19 protein-coding genes are annotated in these 20,956 nt (G+C 35.6%); 7 read left to right on the top strand and 12 right to left on the bottom strand.

What is annotated here, in order from left to right; genetic code table 11:
- Positions 1-25 precede the first annotated feature (25 nt).
- From AC4BC3_RS02615 to AC4BC3_RS02590, 6 genes are all read right to left on the bottom strand, one after another.
- Positions 26-1,096, bottom strand: coding sequence for a hypothetical protein (locus tag AC4BC3_RS02615; protein ID WP_490466896.1), 1,071 nt, complete (start codon positions 1,094-1,096; stop codon positions 26-28).
- 559 nt (positions 1,097-1,655) lie between these two features.
- Positions 1,656-2,729, bottom strand: a complete 1,074-nt coding sequence (locus tag AC4BC3_RS02610) for an ABC transporter substrate-binding protein (RefSeq protein ID WP_206907054.1) — start codon at positions 2,727-2,729, stop codon at positions 1,656-1,658.
- A complete protein-coding gene (locus AC4BC3_RS02605; RefSeq protein WP_206898708.1) occupies positions 2,726-3,553 on the bottom strand; it encodes an ABC transporter permease in 828 nt (275 codons plus the stop codon). Before AC4BC3_RS02605 ends, AC4BC3_RS02610 begins: the two co-directional genes overlap by 4 nt.
- On the bottom strand, positions 3,553-4,359 hold the full coding sequence (locus AC4BC3_RS02600; protein WP_206907053.1) for an ABC transporter permease: 807 nt from the start codon (positions 4,357-4,359) through the stop codon (positions 3,553-3,555). Before AC4BC3_RS02600 ends, AC4BC3_RS02605 begins: the two co-directional genes overlap by 1 nt.
- A gap of 12 nt (positions 4,360-4,371) precedes the next feature.
- Positions 4,372-5,457: a polyamine ABC transporter ATP-binding protein gene (locus tag AC4BC3_RS02595; RefSeq protein ID WP_206907050.1), complete on the bottom strand. Its 1,086-nt coding sequence runs from the start codon at positions 5,455-5,457 to the stop codon at positions 4,372-4,374.
- Positions 5,458-5,474: 17 nt separating this feature from the next.
- Complete coding sequence (locus AC4BC3_RS02590; RefSeq protein WP_206907049.1) at positions 5,475-6,017, bottom strand: helix-turn-helix domain-containing protein; 543 nt, start codon at positions 6,015-6,017, stop codon at positions 5,475-5,477.
- A 273-nt stretch (positions 6,018-6,290) separates the two neighbouring features.
- Here AC4BC3_RS02590 and AC4BC3_RS02585 point away from each other — a divergent pair, with 273 nt between their 5' ends.
- The 5 genes from AC4BC3_RS02585 (at position 6,291) to AC4BC3_RS02565 (ending at position 9,816) form a co-directional block, all read left to right on the top strand.
- The gene (locus AC4BC3_RS02585) at positions 6,291-7,277 is read left to right on the top strand and encodes an acrylyl-CoA reductase family protein (RefSeq protein WP_490466895.1); all 987 of its coding nucleotides are present in this window, start codon (positions 6,291-6,293) and stop codon (positions 7,275-7,277) included.
- Positions 7,277-8,023 (top strand): phosphopantothenate--cysteine ligase, encoded by a 747-nt coding sequence (locus tag AC4BC3_RS02580; protein ID WP_490466894.1) that lies wholly within the window; start codon positions 7,277-7,279, stop codon positions 8,021-8,023. The genes AC4BC3_RS02585 and AC4BC3_RS02580 overlap by 1 nt, the downstream gene beginning before the upstream one ends.
- Positions 8,024-8,575, top strand: coding sequence for a phosphopantothenoylcysteine decarboxylase (coaC, locus tag AC4BC3_RS02575; RefSeq protein WP_490466893.1), 552 nt, complete (start codon positions 8,024-8,026; stop codon positions 8,573-8,575).
- A 13-nt stretch (positions 8,576-8,588) separates the two neighbouring features.
- Positions 8,589-9,224 (top strand): ECF transporter S component, encoded by a 636-nt coding sequence (locus AC4BC3_RS02570; RefSeq protein WP_490466892.1) that lies wholly within the window; start codon positions 8,589-8,591, stop codon positions 9,222-9,224.
- Positions 9,225-9,711: 487 nt separating this feature from the next.
- Positions 9,712-9,816: a putative holin-like toxin gene (locus AC4BC3_RS02565; RefSeq protein ID WP_490466891.1), complete on the top strand. Its 105-nt coding sequence runs from the start codon at positions 9,712-9,714 to the stop codon at positions 9,814-9,816.
- 297 nt (positions 9,817-10,113) lie between these two features.
- Here AC4BC3_RS02565 and AC4BC3_RS02560 read toward each other — a convergent pair whose 3' ends face one another.
- Positions 10,114-10,536, bottom strand: coding sequence for a glycine zipper family protein (locus AC4BC3_RS02560; protein WP_490466890.1), 423 nt, complete (start codon positions 10,534-10,536; stop codon positions 10,114-10,116).
- 498 nt (positions 10,537-11,034) lie between these two features.
- Here AC4BC3_RS02560 and AC4BC3_RS02555 point away from each other — a divergent pair, with 498 nt between their 5' ends.
- A complete protein-coding gene (locus AC4BC3_RS02555; RefSeq protein ID WP_490466889.1) occupies positions 11,035-11,670 on the top strand; it encodes an SDR family oxidoreductase in 636 nt (211 codons plus the stop codon).
- Between the two features lie 37 nt (positions 11,671-11,707).
- Here AC4BC3_RS02555 and AC4BC3_RS02550 read toward each other — a convergent pair whose 3' ends face one another.
- The 4 genes from AC4BC3_RS02550 to AC4BC3_RS02535 are packed head-to-tail and all read right to left on the bottom strand — an operon-like array spanning position 11,708 to position 18,237.
- The gene (locus tag AC4BC3_RS02550) at positions 11,708-12,874 is read right to left on the bottom strand and encodes an EndoS/ChiA family endoglycosidase (RefSeq protein ID WP_490466888.1); all 1,167 of its coding nucleotides are present in this window, start codon (positions 12,872-12,874) and stop codon (positions 11,708-11,710) included.
- Positions 12,875-12,926: 52 nt separating this feature from the next.
- Positions 12,927-14,255 (bottom strand): glycoside hydrolase family 125 protein, encoded by a 1,329-nt coding sequence (locus tag AC4BC3_RS02545; protein ID WP_206907034.1) that lies wholly within the window; start codon positions 14,253-14,255, stop codon positions 12,927-12,929.
- Entirely contained in the window at positions 14,221-16,857 is a 2,637-nt protein-coding gene (locus AC4BC3_RS02540) for a glycoside hydrolase family 38 N-terminal domain-containing protein (protein WP_490466887.1), read from the bottom strand. The genes AC4BC3_RS02545 and AC4BC3_RS02540 overlap by 35 nt, the downstream gene beginning before the upstream one ends.
- A 36-nt stretch (positions 16,858-16,893) precedes the next feature.
- Positions 16,894-18,237 carry a PTS sugar transporter subunit IIC gene (locus AC4BC3_RS02535; protein WP_206907030.1) on the bottom strand — a complete coding sequence of 448 codons (1,344 nt, stop codon included), beginning with the start codon at positions 18,235-18,237 and terminating at the stop codon, positions 16,894-16,896.
- Between the two features lie 158 nt (positions 18,238-18,395).
- On the opposite strand from AC4BC3_RS02535, the gene AC4BC3_RS02530 reads away from it, so the two are divergent.
- Positions 18,396-19,112 (top strand): GntR family transcriptional regulator, encoded by a 717-nt coding sequence (locus AC4BC3_RS02530; RefSeq protein WP_490466886.1) that lies wholly within the window; start codon positions 18,396-18,398, stop codon positions 19,110-19,112.
- Positions 19,113-19,247: 135 nt separating this feature from the next.
- On the opposite strand, the gene AC4BC3_RS02525 is transcribed toward AC4BC3_RS02530, so the two are convergent.
- On the bottom strand, positions 19,248-20,762 hold the full coding sequence (locus AC4BC3_RS02525; protein WP_490466885.1) for a flavocytochrome c: 1,515 nt from the start codon (positions 20,760-20,762) through the stop codon (positions 19,248-19,250).
- Positions 20,763-20,956: the final 194 nt, after the last annotated feature.

Here is a 20,956-nt window from a genome sequence, read left to right as displayed (position 1 = left end):
AATCTGCAGACACTTGTTTTTTACATTACTCAACTTCTGTGTATCCATAACCTTCATAAAGTTTAATTACTGATTCCAATGAATAAGTATCATCTTTTGTGTCTATAATTTTTGTTATTTCTGCTACATTTGCTTCTTTTTTATCATTTAATATAATATTACTATAGCCAAAAATGACCGTTTCTGTCTCTTTTAATTTGCCCTCAGTCCCTCCAGAATAGGACTTAATTGTAAATATTTTTATTAAATTACCGTTACCGCCTTTATTCATCCAACTATTACTAGTATCTTCATCTTTACTAAATTGACGGTACATTAATTTTTCTTCTTTAATATCATATTGAGTATCCCAAGAATATTTATTCTCTTCTGAACTCTTATATCTTCTCTTAACACCCTCATCAATCATACGTTTAATATCATCAATATTAGTAATTTCTGTTGCTTTTTCTGCTACCTCCTCAAGTCCCGTAACTTCAAAAGAAGGCGAGAAATTTTTATCCAGAACGTAACCTATATTCATTAGTTCATCAGTTAATTCTTTAGATGTATTTATGGTTGCTTTATCTCCATTTTTTAATTCTCCATCATTATTAATCTCAAACTCAATATAACTAAGTTCATCATCAAAAGTATTATCAATTTGAGCAGTTCCACGTCCACTAGTTCCAATAAAATTGACAACCAATTTTTTTTCTACATCTTGAGTTTTTAACTCTTTAGGTTTTTCTAAATCCTTAACCACTATTGTTTTTTCACCAGACTTAATCTTATTAGTCTTTTCGCTATCAACATTAGCAACTAACTTTACTTTATCGCCATTAGATAAATTTTCATCTTTATTCAATTTAATTTTATAATTATTTAAAATAGCATCTATCTCTTTTTTAGTTTTTTCATCTGGAAAATCCGTATCACCGTCATAATTCAGAGTATCCTTCAATAGCTTATCAGTATTTACATTATAAGTAGCAACACCCTTCGTATCAATTCCAGAAAAGCTAACATCTACATATTCTGTAATATCTTTAGACTTACTACATCCCGAAATCATTAAAATACCAATAAATCCTAATACTAAACCGATTTTTTTCATATAACCCTCCAAAATGTGTATTTTTTCACATGAAAATTATACCATAAAAATAATTCTAAAGTAATAATGATTAAAATACATCAATCTATATTACTCATTGACATCTTTAGTTAGTTTATCAAAAAAATCAAGTCAAAATATACCACTTCTATTCATAATGTATTTATAATTACATCTTTAAATTTTGTAAATGTCACACTTTTATCACAGTTCTTATAAATTTAATTAAATTGTAATCCATTTACAATATCTAAAAGCGCATTAAACCAACAGTTATAGCTCATTTCCATTTCTAACCTATTGAAAAGCAATAATTAGGCTATTAGCTACTTTTTTATTGCTTTTTTTCTATTTAAAAAACAGGGAATAAAGTCAGACACACCAAGTGTTTCGTCGGCTATTTCTCTGGTAGAAAATTACTGGTAGAAAAAATAAAATAACACGAAAAAAGCGCCTAAAAAGACGCTTTTGGTAGAAAATTGGAAAACTGAGCTTTTAAAAGCACGTCAACAAAGGCTTTTAACCCTTGAGTTTTCGCCAGTTTTACTGAGTTTTGCCATCATTTGCGATACATTTTGAATTCCAAAAACAGATCATTATAGATGCTCAAATATTTAGGACCAAGATCCTCATAGACTTCCAGATGGGCAATCGTTTCATCTGATGGATAGAATTGCTTATCACCAGAAATTTCTTTTGGTAATAGTTTCTTAGCCGCAGCGTTTGGCGTCGAATACCCAATATACTCTGCATTTTGAGCTGCATTTTCTGGTTTAAGCATAAAATTGATAAAATCGTAGGCACCTTCCGTATTTTTTGCGGTCTTTGGCATCACAATGTTATCAAACCATAAATTTGAGCCTTCTGTGGGAATAACATAATGTAAATGATCGTTTTCTGACATCATGTCGGCTGCTTCTCCCGAGAAAGTTACCGCAACTGATGCTTCTTCGTTAATCATGTACATTTTGATTTCATCCGCTACGATTGCTTTGACATTTGGTGTTAACTGATTCAATTTATCTGCAGCTTCATTTAGCTCTGAAAGATTTTTACTATTCAAAGAATAGCCCAAACTATTTAAAGAAAGCCCCATCACTTCTCTGGCCCCATCAATCAACATCAAGCTATCTTTTATTTTTGGTTGCCATAAATCGTCCCAGTGTTGCATTTGTTTTGCATCTAAAAATCGATCGTTGTAAACAATTCCTAACGTTCCCCAAAAATAAGGAATCGAGTATTTGTTTCCTTCATCAAAAGCCAAATCTAAAAATCGAGGGTTGATATTATTTAATCCAGTGATTTTGGAATGATCCAGTGGCAGCAATAAATCTTCTTTTATCATTTTTTGAATCATGTATTCACTTGGAATCGCAATATCATAATTCGTTCCACCTTGTTGGATTTTCGTGAACATTGCTTCGTTTGAGTCAAATGTTTCGTAGTTGACTTTATAGCCATATTCTTTTTCAAATTTAGTTAACAAACTAGGATCAATATAGTCACCCCAATTGTAAATCGTTAAAATTTTAGCATTTGCCATACCACTTGATTTTTCCAATTGATGAACGCCGAATAACAAAACAACAATAATCATCACGATGCCAAAAAATAAAGATTGCAAATTTTTCATTGTAGTTTTGCCACCTCCTCACGCACGCGACGATTTTTTTTGCCTCTTTTTGGACTGTTTTCTTTACTAATAAAATAATAACCAATTACTAGAATCATTGAAAACAAGAAAACAAGTGCACTCAACGCATTGATTTCCAAACTAATTCCTTGACGCGCACGAGAATAAATCTCCACTGACAAGGTAGTGAACCCGTTACCCGTAACAAAGAACGTCACAGCAAAATCATCCAATGAATAAGTAAACGCCATGAAATACCCTGCAATGATCCCAGGAGAAAGAAAAGGTAAAATGATATTTTTCACTACCTGCAGATTATTGGCACCTAAATCTCGAGCAGCATCCACCATAGAATCGTTCATTTCTTGTAATTTTGGCAATACCATCAACACAACGATCGGGATACTAAAAGCAATGTGTGAAAGTAACACACTTTGAAATCCTAAACCAAAGCCAAGCAAAGTGAAAAAGATCAAAAAGCTAGCACCAATAATAACATCTGGTGAAACCAATAAAATATTATTCATACTCAACAATGCTGTCCGTGATCTTCTTTTTTTCGTGTAATAGATTCCCATTGCTCCAAAAGTCCCAATGATTGTCGCCAATAGCGCAGACAAAAAGGCAAGCATGAAGGTGTTCAGCACAATAATAATCAAACGCGTGTCTTCAAAAACCGCTTGGTAATTTTCCCAAGTAAAGCCAGTGAAACTTGTCATAGAGCCGCCGTCATTAAAGGAGTAGAAAATCAAATAAAAGATTGGCAAATACAACAATAAAAAAACAATGGCTAGATAAACATAAGACCACTTGAATTTTTTCATTAAGAGCGCCCTCCTTTTTTCTTCTCACCTGTTAAAAGCATGACCACAAACATCGCAATAATCAAAATGACGCCAATCGTCGAACCCATTCCCCAATTCTGGGTAACCAAGAAGTGTTGTTCAATTGCTGTCCCCAACGTGATCACACGGTTTCCTCCAATTAATCGCGTCAACATGAATAAAGAAAGTGAAGGGATAAATACTGCCTGGACACCACTTTTCACACCGTTTAAAGATAAAGGAAAAATCACTCGACGAAATGTTTCTAGATTATTTGCTCCTAAATCTCGACTTGCACTAATTAACGATGGATTCAACTCTTCTAATGCGTTAAAAATCGGCATGATCATAAACGGAATCTCAATATAAGTGGCAACAAATAAGAAACTCACATCTGTAAATAAGATTTGCTTAGTTCCAATACCCATGAAATCAAAAAAGTGATTAACGCTTCCATTGATGCTAAAAATCCCAATAAACGCATAAGCTTTCAGCAATAAGTTGACCCATGTGGGCAAAATAATCAGCATCAACCACAATTGCTTATGTTTCAATTTAGTCAAAAAATAAGCTGTCGGATAACTAATCAACAACGCAAAAACTGTAATCAACAACGCATACCAAACAGAGTTGAAAGTCATCCAAAGATAGGTTCCTGAAGTAAAGTACGTAGCATAATTTGCTAAAGTAAAGTGTCCATTCATGTCAAAAAATGATTGATAAATAATCATAATAACTGGTGCAATTACAAATAATCCTAACCAAAGCATATAAGGGACTGAATAAATTCTTCGCATTGTTTTCATGACACAGCCTCCTTACTCTTCATAGCTTTCTAGTCGTGCATCAAAGTCTTCCTCTGATTCATTGAAACGCATAACATGGATATCTTCTGGTTCAAAAGAAAGGCCTACTTTACTTCCTTCTTTGGCTTTCTTCGTTGAGTGAACCATCCATTCATTGTGCTGTTCATCGAAACAAATAATTTCATAGTGTACGCCACGAAATAACTGAGTATCTACAGTAACAACTAATTTTCCTTTGTCAGGTGTCGTAATATTCAAATCTTCTGGGCGTAAAACAACTTCGACCGGTTCATTTGGACGCATTCCACCATCCACACACTCAAATTGTTTTCCAACAAATTCAACTAAGTTGTCCTCAATCATCACACCATCAACAATATTACTTTCTCCAACAAAATCAGCAACAAAATGATTGATTGGTTCATCATAAATGTCCACTGGTGTACCACTTTGAACAATTTTTCCTTTATTCATAACAAAAATTTCGTCACTCATTGCCAAAGCTTCTTCTTGGTCATGTGTCACAAAAATAAAAGTGATTCCTAAACGCTGTTGCAATTCGCGTAATTCATATTGCATATCTGTTCGTAATTTTAAATCCAAAGCAGACAATGGCTCATCGAGTAACAAGACTTTGGGCTCATTAACGATGGCGCGTGCGATCGCGACACGCTGCCTTTGTCCACCAGACATTTCACTGATTTCTCTCGTTTCGTAGCCAGGAAGTTGGACCATTCTTAGTGCGTCAGTCACTTTTTTTCGAATTTCATCTTTAGGCATCTTTTTTATTTGTAAGCCAAAAGCAACATTATCAAATACATTCATATGAGGAAATAATGCATAGTCTTGAAAAACGGTATTTACTTGACGTTTATTGGCAGGAAGATCGTTTAGTCGTTTCCCTTCAAAATAAATATCCCCTTCAGTCGCTTCCGTAAAACCAGCAATAATTCGTAAAATCGTTGTTTTTCCACATCCGGAAGGCCCTAATAATGTATAAAATTTTCCTTGTTCAATTTCAAAACTAACCTTTTTTAAAATCGTTTCATCGTCATAGCGTTTCACTACTTGATCAAACGCAATAATTGGTTTCCCCACTTCTTCCTACCTCCAATTTATAAATACGATTTTGTCGCAACAATCAATACTTTCGTCTTAGTTGTCAAGTGATTTCTTAACTGATGTTGCTTCGTCGCTTGATAATAAACAGACTGACCAGCTTTCGCAAAATAACTCTTCTCACCTAAGATTAACTCTAATTCCCCTTCTAACACAAAAATAAACGTTTCAGATAAAGAAGGTTCAAATGTCTTATACTCACCAACTGACTCAAACGTCAAGAGAACAGGTTCCATTTCTTTTTCATTTGAATCAGAAACTAACCATTCCAGTTCATACCCATTTTCTTCATCAAAATAAATCGTATGGTCTTCTGCTGAATAAACGATCTGCAAGCTTGGTGCCTCTTGGCGAAAAAATTCTTCTGGTGAAACACCCAAGACTTCGAGTATGGAAAAAAAAGTTTCCATTGAGGGCGAACTCAAGTCTCTTTCCAATTGAGAAATATAGCCTTTTGATAAATCTGTCCGTTCGCCAAGTTCTTCTTGTGTCAAGTTCTTTTGAATTCGTAAATTTCGTAACTTTTCTCCAATTTCCATTTTTTCCTCCAACGGAAGTTTTCTAATAGTAAACTTAAAGTTTACAATCACCTGTATTAGTATACGAATTTTAACAAAAAACGCAACCCTTTCAGTTTATTTTTTTGAGAAAAAAACGTGTGATAAAAAAAAGAATTTTACGTCTAGAGAAAAGAAAAAAATTTTCAGGAGGCATTCGCTATTTTTTTATAAAAGCTTAGAGAAAGAACTCCGAAAAAAATGATGTATTTATGGTATGATATAAGAAAATTTTGAGGGAGGTTTCATTTTATTATGGAAACTTTTAAATCTTTTCAAGTAACAAAGGAACCAACATTTCAAGCAAAAATTATTGAGCAAGAATCCATTGATCTAAGAGACAATGAAGTGCTTGTTAAAGTTGCTTACTCAGATGTTAACTATAAAGATGCTTTAGCTAGCAGTGAATCTGGAAATGTGATTCGGACTTACCCGATGACACCCGGTATTGATTTAGCTGGAACTGTTATCAAAAGTTCAACTGAACACTTCTCACCCGGTGAAAAAGTTTTAGTTACTGGCTACGGACTAGGCGTTACTCATCCTGGTGGATACAGTCAATATCAAGCGGTTCCAAGTGAATGGCTAGTCAAGTTACCTGAACAATTAAGTACACGACAAGCAATGATTTTAGGAACAGCTGGATTGACTGCGGCTCTTGCAGTCAATGCGTTGTTAGAACAAGGAATGAAGCCAACGAATCACGTGTTAGTCACAGGTGCTTCAGGCGGTGTAGGTAGTGTAGCAATCGCTTTACTACATAAATTAGGTTTTACAACTATCACTGGTCTTTCTCGGAAAACAGCTGCTGCATCTTGGCTAAAAAAATTAGGTGCAACTCAAGTTGTTCAACCAGCTGCTTTTTTACCAGAAAAACCAAAACCACTAGCAAAACAAACCGTTGATTATGTAATCGACACAGTTGGTGGCGCTCAATTGAGTCAACTTTTACCTTTGATTTCTTATAATGGAGCTGCTGCGTTGTGTGGCAACGCCAGTGGGATTGAATTAACTACAACCGTTTTACCTTTTATTTTACGAAACATTCAGTTGATTGGGATCGACTCCGTCAATGTGCCTCATGAACGACGAGAAAAAATTTGGAACCAATTGGCTGAACTAGCAATTGCGAATGACTTATTGGTCACAGAAATTTTGCTTGCCCAATTACCAGAAACAATTGCTCAATTGTTGGCAGGAACACATCAAGGAAGAACTTTAGTTCATATAGGTGAAGAATAATGAATATTTTGATAACTGCTGGTGGAACCACGGAAAAAATTGATCAAGTACGTGCAATAATCAATCATTCAACTGGTCGTCTAGGTAAACAAATCGCGGATGCTTTTTCGAAAAACCCCGAAGCAATCATTGACTATGTCACCACCAAAAACAGTGTGTTACCTAAGCCGAGTACCATGATTCACTTGCATATGATTGAATCGACACATGATTTATTAACAACTCTAGAAACACTTTTACAAACAAAAACATATGACGTCATCATTCACAGTATGGCTGTCAGTGATTTCACCCCTAGTATTAGTTTGTCAAAAGAGCATTTCATTGAAAGTTTTGGTACAAATGAAGTGACTGAAACTTCTTTTGACAACTGGTTGACCCAAACAAAGCAAGCTGACAACAACTCTGCCAAGAAAATTTCTTCTGACACAGATCAATTAGTCATTGTTTTAGAAAAAACACCCAAAATCATTAGTTATTTGCGGAACTGGCAACCTACTGCATGTATTGTTGGATTTAAGTTACTTGTGGATGTTTCAAAAGAACACTTACTAAATATTGCGCAACAAAGTCTGGTCAAAAATCAAACTGACTTCATTCTAGCTAATGACTTAACTGAAATTTCTCAAGAACACCATCACGGGTATTTACTCGCAGCAGATGGAACCGTTACTGAAGCATTTACAAAAAAAGAAATTGCGGATCTGATTGTTACAAATGTTCAAAAAAATAAAGGAGATGATTAAATGAAAACTGTTCTACTTGGTATTTCTGGAAGTATCTCTGCCTACAAAAGTGCAGATATCACCAACCAATTGACGAAGTTAGGTTATCAAGTTGAAGTCATCATGACTGAAAGCAGCACTCATTTCATTACACCGTTAACTTTACAATCTTTAGCCAAACGTCCAATTCACACAGATGTCATGCAAGAAGCTAACCCTAAAGTAATCAACCATATTGAATTAGCAAAACAAGCTGACCTCTTTCTAGTTGCTCCGGCAACAGCCAATATCATTGGAAAGCTAGCAAATGGAATTGCGGATGATTTACTTTCTACAGTTGCACTTGCTTTACCTCAAAAAACACCCAAATTGATTGCACCAGCTATGAACACGAACATGTACACAAATCCAATCAACCAACGAAACTTAACCACTTTGAAATCTGTTGGTTATCAAGAAATCGAACCAAGAGAATCCCTACTAGCTTGTGGTGATTTTGGCAAAGGCGCATTGGCAGATGTCCAAATAATTATTGATCAAGTGCTGTTACACTTGAATCAACGAACAATGTAGAGGAGGAAAAGTGATGAAAAACACTAAAAATTTCACTTTAACCGCAATGTTTTTAGCTATTCTTATCTTACTAGCAGTCACACCACTCGGTTTTATTCCGATTGGTCCAATCAATGCAACGACGATGCATATTCCAGTCATTATTGCATCAATCGTTTTAGGGCCAAGATTAGGCGCATTTCTTGGTGGGGTCTTCGGCTTCATCAGCTTAATCCGTAGCACCATTATCCAAACCCCACTTTCCTTTGTTTTTTCTCCTTTAGTTCCTGTGATTGGTACCACTCAAGGTAGTTGGAAAGCATTGCTGGTGGTTTTTATTCCAAGAATTTTGATTGGTATCGTTCCCTACTTTGTTTATTTAGGTATCAAGCGCTTTTCTAAGAGAAATACTTCTCCTGTTGCCTTATTTATCGCAGGATTGGTCGGCTCACTTACAAACACGATTTTAGTAATGAATTTGATTTATTTTTTATTCCAACAAGATTATGCTCAGGTAATTGGTGCAAGTGCAAATGCGGTCTACTCGGCGATTCTTGCTGTGATCTTTACTAGTGGAATTCCTGAGGCAATTGTTGCAGGACTAGCAACTGCAGCTGTGGCAAGTGTTCTTCTTAAGTTGATTAAGGTAAACCCTACACAAGAATTGTAAAAAAGGTTGTGGCTCCAAGCGTTCAGCTTCGAAAAAATAATGAGCAACTGACAAAAATAGCTTGCCATATTTTTGGACAGTTATGAATTATTTCGAGAAGTTGCTTGGGGAACACCGTGTAAAAGGTTGTGAAAGAAGTGCCCAGCTCCAATAAATAAGAAAAAATTACCAGAAATTGCTTCCCAAATTTTTGAGTAATTTAGGCTTATTTGGAAGGAGTTACTTCTTGAACACCGTAGAAAAAGGTTGTAGTGCAAAGCATTTAGCTTCAAAAACGATCTCCCTGAATGATTAGTCTAGCTTTTCTCACATTCATTAAACAAAAGAAAGCAATAAAAAAGAAAGCCTTCCCAAACATTTACTTATGTTTAGGAAGGTTTATGCTATAATCAAATTTGACAGTGAAGTTGAATGACGGTGGTTACTTTTCGAAAGGTGGTGGTGCTTATGAATATAAGTACCGGACGCTACGAAAGGAGTAACCCTTTTGTCCGCATATGAAACAATTCAAATCATTCTTGGTTTTGGTATGTTTACCATCGCATTGATTGGTTTGATTGTGGCTGTGCTTAAAAACGACAAAAAGAAATAGCTAGTCGTCACTTTAGCGAGACGACTAGCTATTTCTTTTTGATATCGTAATGTCTTTGCCACCGTCTTTAGCGGTGAAACGCAAAGATGATTAACTTTACTCCCATTTTTTATTGTTCATTATGTATTTGATTTTTAATAGTTACTTTCCAAATAGTCGAAAACTATTTTCTTCGATTATTTTTATAGTATTTTATAAACAGTAATATTACTACAAAAACAGTCGAAAAGATCAGAAAATTTCTCATCGGAAACATATACGTAAACTCCTATCAGCTATCGTATAATCATTACATTATCAGATAGCACATTGCGTTTGTGAATCAAGGCTACAAATGGGAAATTCTGCTGTTAACGTCAGTCGAACACCACCTTTTGTTCTACCTTTATTAATCATAGCTTTAATGTCAGCCTGTCCTTGATTACAACAATTACTTAATATCCCAGCTCCAATAATAACACCGACGACAGCCCCCATAACTCCACCAATTACCGCTCCATAGGCTGCCCCATTCACAGCAAATCCTACAGCGGCACCGCCTAAATAATCTCTTAAGTTTGCTAAACCTGCCTTAGTGGTTGCGTACTCATTAATACCACCATTCACAAATTTTTCTGACCATCCATTACCTAATGGTACTATATAATCACCTAGAGTTTGAACTGCATAGCACATTTTGACTTCAGCACCAGCATATTTTACTATAAGTGATTGAATCAAGTATGGTTATCTTCTCTGGTTGAAACATTTTATTTGTTTCTATACTATCATCATTTTCTGAAGCATAGATAACTTGAGAAGTACCTGGGGCTAATATACTCAGTAGCAACATACAAGACAACATCGTAATAATTAGTTTAACTTTTTTCATTTTAACACTCCCTCATATTTTTTGTAAACGTTAACAAAAAATATATAGCATACAGCTATTACTTCTATAATTAATAACTCACATTATAAGGTAATATTTCATAGTCAGAAAGAATTAAATTACGCAGAGAGGATACTAAAAATTTGCTAGGCTTTATATAAATATCAGTTTATTAGTTTATTGGCTCTAAATTAAGTCTTGACTAATATTCTTAGACTATTCAACTCATTTTCTACTTTGATATATTATCTTTCTTTTTCATTCCCTTCCAAGGGTTAACACTGAACATTTAAATAACTTCGTGTTACTATGAGTTCGAAAGAAATTGAACGGAAAGGAAGATTCCTATGAATATTTTTGTTGTCGGCGCTAATGGTCAAATTGGTCGCCACTTGATTGAAGACCTTGCAAAGACGGATCACCAAATCATTGCTGGTGTTCGAGATGTTGCTAAACAATCACTAATTGAAGCGAACAACGTTACTTACGTTCCATTTGATTTGACTTGGACTGTAGCAGAAATGGTCAACGCTTTTAAAGAAATCGATACAGTTATTTTTGCTGCTGGTTCTCAAGGAAAAAACTTATTACAAGTCGACCTTGACGGTGCAATCAAAACCATTCGTGCGTCAGAACAAGCTGAGGTCAAACGTTACCTAATGATTAGTGCCGTTTTTGCAGATAATCCAGCAAACTGGCCTGCTTCAATGATCGACTACTACATTACGAAACACTATGCTGACGAATGGTTGAAGCATCAAACAACTTTAGATTATGTTATTGTTCAACCAGTTACTTTGACCAATGAGGAAAAGGTTTCACACATTCAATTAACTGAACCTGGTGAACAAGCTGCTAAAACAATCAGTCGCCAAACAGTTGCTGCATTCTTAAGTCAATTAGTTGATACTTCCGCTTTTTCTCGAAAGACAATTGTTCTTTCCGAAGGAACAGAGGAAATTGCAGACGCACTAGCTAAATAGAAAAAAAGGTATGGCAACTACTTGCCATACCTTTTTTTTATTTCATAAGTGTTAATTCATAAATTGGATCATAGGTGATGCTTGCGCCATCGTTTATAAAGTCGCTACTTGACCCTAATAATACTTTGTTCACTTCATAAATAGATTGCGCCAAATTTATTTTTTCTAGGACTGAATTTTTTAGTGGTCCTTCTTCGCTTACTCGGTTCCAATGATGGATCGCAATATTTTTTGCTTGCTCTAAAGTGAATCCTTTTGCTTGCAAAATAGCCGTTTTTGTCCATAAAAAGTTTGATGGCACAACATGATTCAAATCATCTGCATGATATGTTCGCCCATCTCGATCCAAAGCATATAAAAACATTCCATATAATTGATGATCTGCGGTAAATTTTGCTACTTTATAAATATTACTTGTCTCATAAGGTTCTTTTGTATCATACCAACGATTATTGTCTTGTTCTTCTGGGAAAGTCAAACCTGGCATAAAGCGCTCTTTTTCAATGATATTGGCATAATCATTGATTGCACGTTGTGTTCGTGTGTCATCCGATCCATACTGTTGGTATCCTAAATAGGTAAAACTTGATGCAACATTTTGTAAAGGTGCTAAGTTAGAGCCATTCGTGTCGTAAACAAAAACGGTGCCATTGTTCGCCAGTGGTCCAATGTATTTTGCTAACGCTTTGATTACACCATCTGAAAGAGCAATGTCTGCAGCACTTGGGAAAGTTTCCATATCAATATCAAGACCATCAATACCAAAAGCACGTACGTGTTCATCTAGTAATTGATTTGCATATGCATCAAACTCTTGTTCTGTTGGAAATGAACCAGCATAAGGGACTTTCAACAATTCGGAATAGTCAATTGCTTTGGTTAATTTCACACCACGCGCATGTAAGTTAGGTACGTAATGTTCTTTCAATTCCTTAAAAAATGGTGCTGCTTTGTCTTCTTCTCCTTTTGGTACATAACTAAAGATGTTTACAATGTCGATACCATAAGGAATGTCATCCATTGTCAACCAATTTTCATCAGGTAAACTAGTGTTGACACCCTGCATCGTTTTATCGCGCCAAGCTCGATAGTAAACCATCGTCTGTGTTGAATGTTCTTGTTCTTGTCCATGAACTGTTACAGGAATAAAAAGTGCCATAGCAAAAAAAACGAGTGCAGCAAATCCAACCTTCATTTTCTTCATTTTGTTTTCTCCTCTTTTTCTGTAAAACATCCCGTCAAGCCTCACTAGCAATTCATTTTCCATTTAATTTCAAATAATGGAAAACCAAACCACAATACGTCATATTTGCCCAAGAAAACCATTCTCTCGTATAATTCTCAGGATTGTCCACATCAACTCCCTCATGACACTGCAAAGTTCCAGCGTCGGTTTTAGCAATTTGATCAATTTTTTCTTCAACAAAGTCTTGATTCGTTGAAGTCAAGCCTTCCATCGCAAGTGAAATCGGCCATACATAATTTGGTGGTGTATGCGGACTGCCAATTCCTGCCAAGTAAGTTCCAGAATAATAATAAGGGTTTTCTTTACTTAAAATTTTCTGACGTGTCGTTTGATAAAGTGGATCGTTTTCTTTCACATAACCTAAAAACGGTAAAGATAATAAGCTAGGAACATTTGCATCATCCATAAATAAATGATTTCCCAAACCATCTACCTCATAGGCATAATAACTTTTACCATTATCGTCATGTAAAATAGCAAATTGTTGGACACCTTCTGATATGTCTTTTTGTAACTTCTGGATTTTTTGACGTAATACTTCTTGGTCTTCTTCCGTTTTCACTGCTAACAATTCTAGTAATTGATCTAAGATAACTAGAATAAATAAATTTCCTGGGACAAAGTACCCATAGGTGCACGCATCATCACTTGGACGAAATCCACTCCAGACCATTCCCGTATAACTTATCGGTGTGCCTTTTCCTTCTCTTGCTAAAGTGTCCGATGGCGGACAATCTGTACGTTGGAAAAGGTATTCTGATGTTTCGTGGTGTTGCTCTGTAATGAACGTATCGATTGCCAACTCAGCAATCGCCCAAAAATCAGGTGTCAAATGCGCTTCATAACCTGTTTTTTTGTACAGATGAAACGCTAAGAAAAATGGTGCACATAATGAATCGATTTCAAACTTTCTTTCCCAAACTAATGGTGAAATTGGAATATTTGACGTGTCATTACTGTAATGACCGCCACCAGTTTCCTTGTTAAATGCATTAGAATAAGGATCATGCTTGATATACGTTAATTGTTGCTTCAATACGCCATGAATCAATTGTTTGATTGCGGGCACTTCATGGACGATTTCTAAATAAGGTAAGACTTGAAAAGTTGAATCTCTTAACCACATGGCGGGAATATCACCTGTGGCAACAAAGATTTCACCATTTTCTCTTACAGAAACAGTATTCGTAATTGTATCAACGAGTGCATGTTGAAATAACTTTGTTGCTTTTTCGTCTTTTAAGTTAATAGTCATTGCATATTTTTGGATTTCATTGATTAACTCTGTTTGATTGATCACGTCACTACTCCATTTCTTGTTTATTGAAAAAAATGCCATATGTTCGTATCTCACCTGGCTTGAAAGCATCCATCGCTAACGTTATTACATTCTTGGCTACAGAATCAATTACTTTGCCTTCCAAATTCAGTAGTTTTACTTCCGCAGGTACATCAAAAGAGAGTTTTCCTGGTATTTCTTGTGCTATATCTGTTGAATTGTACAAACGTAATTCGATCCCTGTTCCATCAATGGTTGATTGGAGGCTACTAAATACAACAGTCAACTCACTAGCTGTCACTTTTCCTCGCGGATCTTCAACAAGTGATTTTGGATTGACTGGGAAATATTGGATGGGTGTTGTAAAACGATTCAATTCCTGCGTTTGATAGTCAAGCGCTTCTTGTGTTGTTTCTAAATAGTTGGTTTGTAACTTTTGGCTATTAAAAAGTTCATCTAAAACAATGCTTCCTTCAAATACAATTGTTCCCACTAATTGGCTATCTGGTGTCGGGACAACTTTTGTTTGAAGTCCCGAAGCATCTCCAGGTCTTCGCCACGTATCTGGACGCCCTAAGTAACCCACACCACGTAAAACAGTGATTGCTAATTGCTGTCTTTCACCATCGATCACTTGGAAATCTTTCGTACCTCTAGTTAAAAATGACCAGCTTTCTTTTTCATCATGAAGATTGGCAAGATGTAACATTGGTCGCATACTTGTTGGTTCTTCTTTATAGCCAATTTCTTTCCAATCAGGTAGATGTTTTTCTTCAATTGGCCGTTGGATGATGCCAAATGGCGTATCACTTGTAGAAACATTTGCCGCTGTTTTGGTTGCTATCATCAAACGTAAACGATGATCAAGGACTTGATTATCTAAAGTTAGATGCACATCGATCAAGTTCGTTTGTTTGTTGCATTCCAGAACCATCGTATAGCTGACTGTTCCATCGGTTACTTGTTCTTTTCGTGAACGTAAGTCAAAAGGTAATGCCCATTCTCCCTCAATCGTCATTCGACTAATCAAGTTGCCTTGTTCAACCACTACTTGTTGATGCTGTGCAAAATCAAGTTCTAGGAACCAGTCATTAAACGCTGGTGAATAATCATAAGTGTCGCCTTCATCACCACTGTCTTCAAACCATAAGAAATCATGGTACCATTTCTTCAATTCTTTTGAGTAAAGGTTTAGTTTTCCTTCTTTTAATTGGATCACATACCAGTCATTTTCTAACTCCGTTGCTTTTGCAAGCTGTGGTACACTTGCAGCCGATTCTTCGACAGTAAAACAAAGCCATCCCATTGAAGGCAATGTACACTTGATTGCTACTTCACTTACATAGTAGTGTTCATCACTCATCGCTGCTGGATTTCTTCTCAAAAGAGCGGCATTTTCTCGTTTTTGACTTAACAATTCAATTTCGACTTTTTCACCGTTTTGATCAACTAATGAAAAATCAGGTGTTTTAGTTGAAAGTGTCACTTTACGAATCGTTGACAATTCAAAGGGTAATGGATTCCAAAGAAATACTTGATTTTCTTGTCCTTGGTTCAAAGAAATGCTCAATTTTCGCAATAAATAATCCACACAAGACTGCGCTTCTTGTAATCCGTTAATCCCACGCATATAGATATCTTGATTCGTTTTATCACTGTTACAGCCACCTGCACTATCATGGGCTTGTCCTCTGGCAACGATTTTCCACAAGCTTGTAATCAGTCCTTGTTTGACAGGAATACCATGATTTGCTGCTACGACAGATAATGGTTCTAATTGATACGTCAAGCTACGTTCTAATCGATCGTAAACCTGTTTCAAATCATATCTAGAAGAATAAATGCCACGATGGATTTTTGAATCAGACGGTTCAATAAATTCTCCAGAGAACTCAGGAAGTTTTTCAGATTCATTTTCTAAAGATTTAAAGAAAATCGGATAGTTGCTTTCAATGAATCGAGTCGTTGCTTCGCTTTCTTGATTGGCTAAATTGATTCGTTGTTTCAAATCAAAGTCAACTGCTCGTTGGTCACCACCTACTGGTAACAAATGTGTTTCACTTGGTGTCTGTGTACTGATTTTTTCTGCAAGATCATCAAATTGATTTTGCTCAACCAATTCCACACCAGCATAGTATCCGTTTTTGATATTTGCTGTTAAGACTTTTGAGCCATCATTGCTTGACCAGTAAAAGTAACGAGCTTCCGCTTCTCTTGGCATTCCTCGCCAAAACAATGCGTGAGAAATATCAAATCCTTGATAAATTTTTGGCATATCTTGTCCTTGTCCAAAAGAGTCTGGTAGATAACCAACTCGCATCACACCACCTAATGCTTTGGCCTCTGCAATTCCAATTTTTAGATTACGAACAATCGATTCACCTGACGTAGTCATCTCATCAATTTGTGTGAACCATGGACCAATGAACAAGCGTCCTGCTGTCACAAATTTTTTGATATCTGCTTCTTTTTCTGGAAACAGAGCTAAATAATCTTCAATAATCGACATTTGACCATCAAGCGTATAATAATCTAATTGATTTGTTTCTAAAGCTTCTAAAACTTCATCCATATGGAAAATAAATTGAACGCGCGCTTCTTGACGGGTAAAATACCATTCAAAATCCCAATGGGTATGTGCGACTGTGTAAATATCTTTCATGAGTGACACTCCTCTATTCTTCTACAATTCATTCGATTATTCAGCTGAACGAGCCATCAATTGGTCTGCTGCTCTTTCTTGTCGTTGATTCAAAATGACAAAAGGTGCATACATGATGATATCTAGGACCACCAATACAAAAGTCAAGATGACTGGACTAATATGGAAGGCGCCTAAGACCCAAGTGCTAATAAAAATTGGTTCATTCCCTGAATTTAAAACAACTAATGGAACGACCCAGCCAAGTGAAGTTACCACATAAGCAATCACGGCATTGACGATTGGTACAACGATCCAAGGAATGAACATCAATGGATTTAAAACAATTGGTAATCCGAAAATAACTGGTTCATTAATACCAAAACAACCAGGAATCAATGCTAATTTGGCAACTTCTCGTTCTTTTTCACCTTTTCTCGTAAAAATTAGCATGGCGATGATCAAGCCAAAGGTTGCCCCTGAACCACCAATCATTGCATAAACATTTGTCATAGTATTTGGTGCGATTGAGATGCCAGCAAAACTTTGTGTTTCTGCAAACTTCGCAACATTTTCTAAGAAAACCGGTAACCAAAACGCGGAAACAACTCCCCAAACGATATTAAAACCATGTAATCCTAAGAACCATAAAATTTGTTGTAATAAAATGACAATAATAATTGCAGGTAAGCCTGTTCCAACAGTCAACAATGGTTTGATTAACACTTCAGAAATCATTTGTAACAATGAAACATATCCTAATGATTGGATCACGATACGAAGAACACCAAAAATCAATAATACTTCACTGATCGGAATCAATGAGAAAAAGGAATCAAAAACATTTTGTGGAACATTCCCCGGCATCTTGATCGTAAATTTACTTCGTGTAAATCGAGCAAATAAAGCAACTGCGATCATTCCAACAATCAATGCGGTAAACATACCTTCATAACTGAAGAAAGAAGAAGCAAAACCTTCGATTATTTCTGCCTTAGAGTCGAGATAATTCACATTATTTGGTACCATTACAAAGTAAGCAGACAATGCAAGTAATGTTGCAATAATTGGATTTAAGCGTTCATTTTTTTCTTTCTGTTTTAATTCAATCGCATAAGAGTAAGCTGAAGAAAAGACAACAATAATAGCAACGATTCCTAATGTAGCATTTCCTAAGTAACCAAATAAGTTACTAATATTTGTTAGAATTGCATTATCGATTCCTTGATTTTTAATCAACGCATCGATCTGCATTTTAATTAAATTGGAAAATGACCCAACAACAGTAAATGGGATAGTGCGGACAAACGCATTTTTTACAGCCTGTAGAATAGTATTGCCTTCAACCCAAGCTGAAACTTTTAACAATGGCTCTTGAAGTTTTTGTACATCAAATTTCATAGTAATACTCCCTTTTCTACTTTTTAGAGAAAACGTTTTCTGATTTAATTATATACAACTAAGATAATTTGTAAACACTTAATTTTATAATTATATATACAAATTATCTTTTTTTCATTAAAATGTGTATACAAATAATAAAAAGTGAGGTTTACAAATTGTACAAATACCGCGAAATTTACTCAGATATTAAGCGTGATATCTTAACAAATCATTATCGTGCTGGGACTTTATTACCTACCCAAGAATTTTTTGCAGAAAAATATGATGTTTCTCGCATTACATTAAAAAAAGCACTATCTTTATTAGAAAATGAGGGATTAATATTTAGTAAGCAAGGTTCGGGTACATATATTCGTCCAACAATTGAAAACAACACAAGCGAATTACTTCCCTTAGATTTACCGGTTGGGGTAACTTATTCCCATCGTGATCAAGAAATCAAAAGTAATATTTTGTTTTTTGATGCTCGTTTGCCTACAGAAGAAGAACAGCAAAACTTATCTTTAAATAAAACGGACCCTGTTTATGAATTTAAGCGCGTTCGTTTATTGAATGGCCAATATTATAGTTTCGAACATGTCGTTATGCCGGTCGCTATCGCACCAATCACCGAAGAAATCTTGCAAGGATCCGTTTATGACTATTTAGGTCATGAAGCGAAGTTACAGTTAGTTGATGCACGCCGAATTGTTTATGCAGATCATGCAAATGAAGAAGTTAGTGACTCTTTAGGTATCAAAAAAAATGATCCTGTATTGGTAATCGAACAAATTGGTTACGATCAAAAAGGTCGGGCATTTGAATTTTCAAAATCTTATTTTATTAGTAATCAAAGTAAGTTTGTTCTCGATGTTCATTTAAAGAAACTGTAATCTCCAGTCAGTTCACTTGGAAAAAGCAAACAAGCATGCCAACTAAAAAATAGTTTGCATGCTTGTTTGCTGCTGTAAAGTTGAAATGCTAAAGTAACAAACAAGCTTGGGATATTACTTATCCCAAGCTTGTTTTTAGTTTTCAGAAACAAATTTGGCAGCTTGTTGCCCCGCTTGACGTCCGAAAATAATAATTTCTGCTACTGAATTTCCACCAATTCGGTTATCCCCGTGTAAGCCGCCAGTTACTTCACCAGCCGCATATAAACCTTTAATTGGTTCATTATCTGCATTCAATACTTCTGTGTTCGTATTGATTTTCACGCCACCCATTGTATAGTGGATCCCTGGTGCGATTTTGATTGCATAATATTTTGGTTTTGATAAATCATTGTCCATCGCAGTTGTACGATTAAATTGTGTATCCTTTTTATCTGCTACTTCGCTATTCCAAGTAGTAACTGTCTTTGCTAATGTTTCTTCAGGAATATTGATTGCTTTTGCTAAATCTTCAATGCTATCACCAGCTGTAACATAGCCTCTTTCATCATAGAAATCAATTGCTTTCGCACGATCGCGTACGCCTTGGTCAAAGATCAAGTAAGCTGATTTGTCTGGCAAAGCAGTAATTGCTGCTGATACTTTATCACGAGTATCCATTTCATTTACAAAACGTTCACCATCGTTATTGACAAGAATTGCACCTTCACCACGGACAACTTCACCAATCAAAACACCTTTGTCTTGTTGAACAGTTGGGTGAATCTGAATTTTATCCATATCCACTGCTTGTCCACCAAGTTTTTCAATCATCTTGATGCCATCACCCGTTGAACCTTCTTGGTTAGTTGTTACATAACCCTTCAGGTCTGGACGATATTCTTCGATCAATTCTTTGCTTGCACCAAAACCACCAGTTGTTACAACAATTGCTTTTCCAGTGATTTCTTTTGGTTTTTCACCTTGTACTTGTACAGTTACTTCATTCACTGTACCGTCATTTTTCTTGATATCTGTAACATCAGTGTTTACAAAAATTGGAATTTCACGTTCATGAACGTTTTTCAAAAGCCCTTCAACTAAGTAGCCACCAATTGCAGAACCATCTGATGGGCGATGCGTACGTTTTTCACTCATCCCACCTGTGATCGTTAAGTTATCTAAAGTAATACCATTTGTGTCTAACCAATCAATAGCGTCTGCTGAATGATCAACAAAGTAGCGTAACATTTCTTTGTCGTTCGTTCCTCCACCACCTTTTAAGGTTTCTTCATAAAACGCGTCATTTGAATCTGTGATGCCATCTGCTTTTTGGAATTTAGTTTCAGAGGCATTCATTCCGCTCGAAGATTTTGAAGTATTTCCGCCCGCAACTGGCATTTTTTCCAAAATAACTGGATTTAATCCAGCATCTTTTGCTTCAATTGCAGCAGTCATTCCAGCTCCACCAGCACCAACAATCACTAGGTCATAGGAATCTTTCATTTCTTTTGGATCTGTATATGCTTGTTCAGATGCACCAGAAGACACATCTGTTGTTTCTTTTGTACTTGAGTTTGATGATTCCTTTGAAGCTGAATTATCTGATGAACAGGCGCTCATCGTGATAACAGATGTCACAATAAATAAACTCGCTAATAATTTTTTCATTTTTTTCCTCCTTTTTTCCCAAAGCTCATTATAAGTGAACAAAATCACAATAACAACAGCTATGAGAAAAATTTAAAAGACAGATAAAAAAATCAGACACTATCAAGCATTTGACAAATAAAGAAATAACATAATTTTAGATCAACAAAAAAAGTTGTGACGATTGTCACAACTTTTAACGCCATTTCTTAAAT

It is taken from the genome of Enterococcus sp. AAFC-DPL-6103, assembly GCF_058216595.1.
This window is presented reverse-complemented; position numbering and strand designations above follow the sequence as displayed.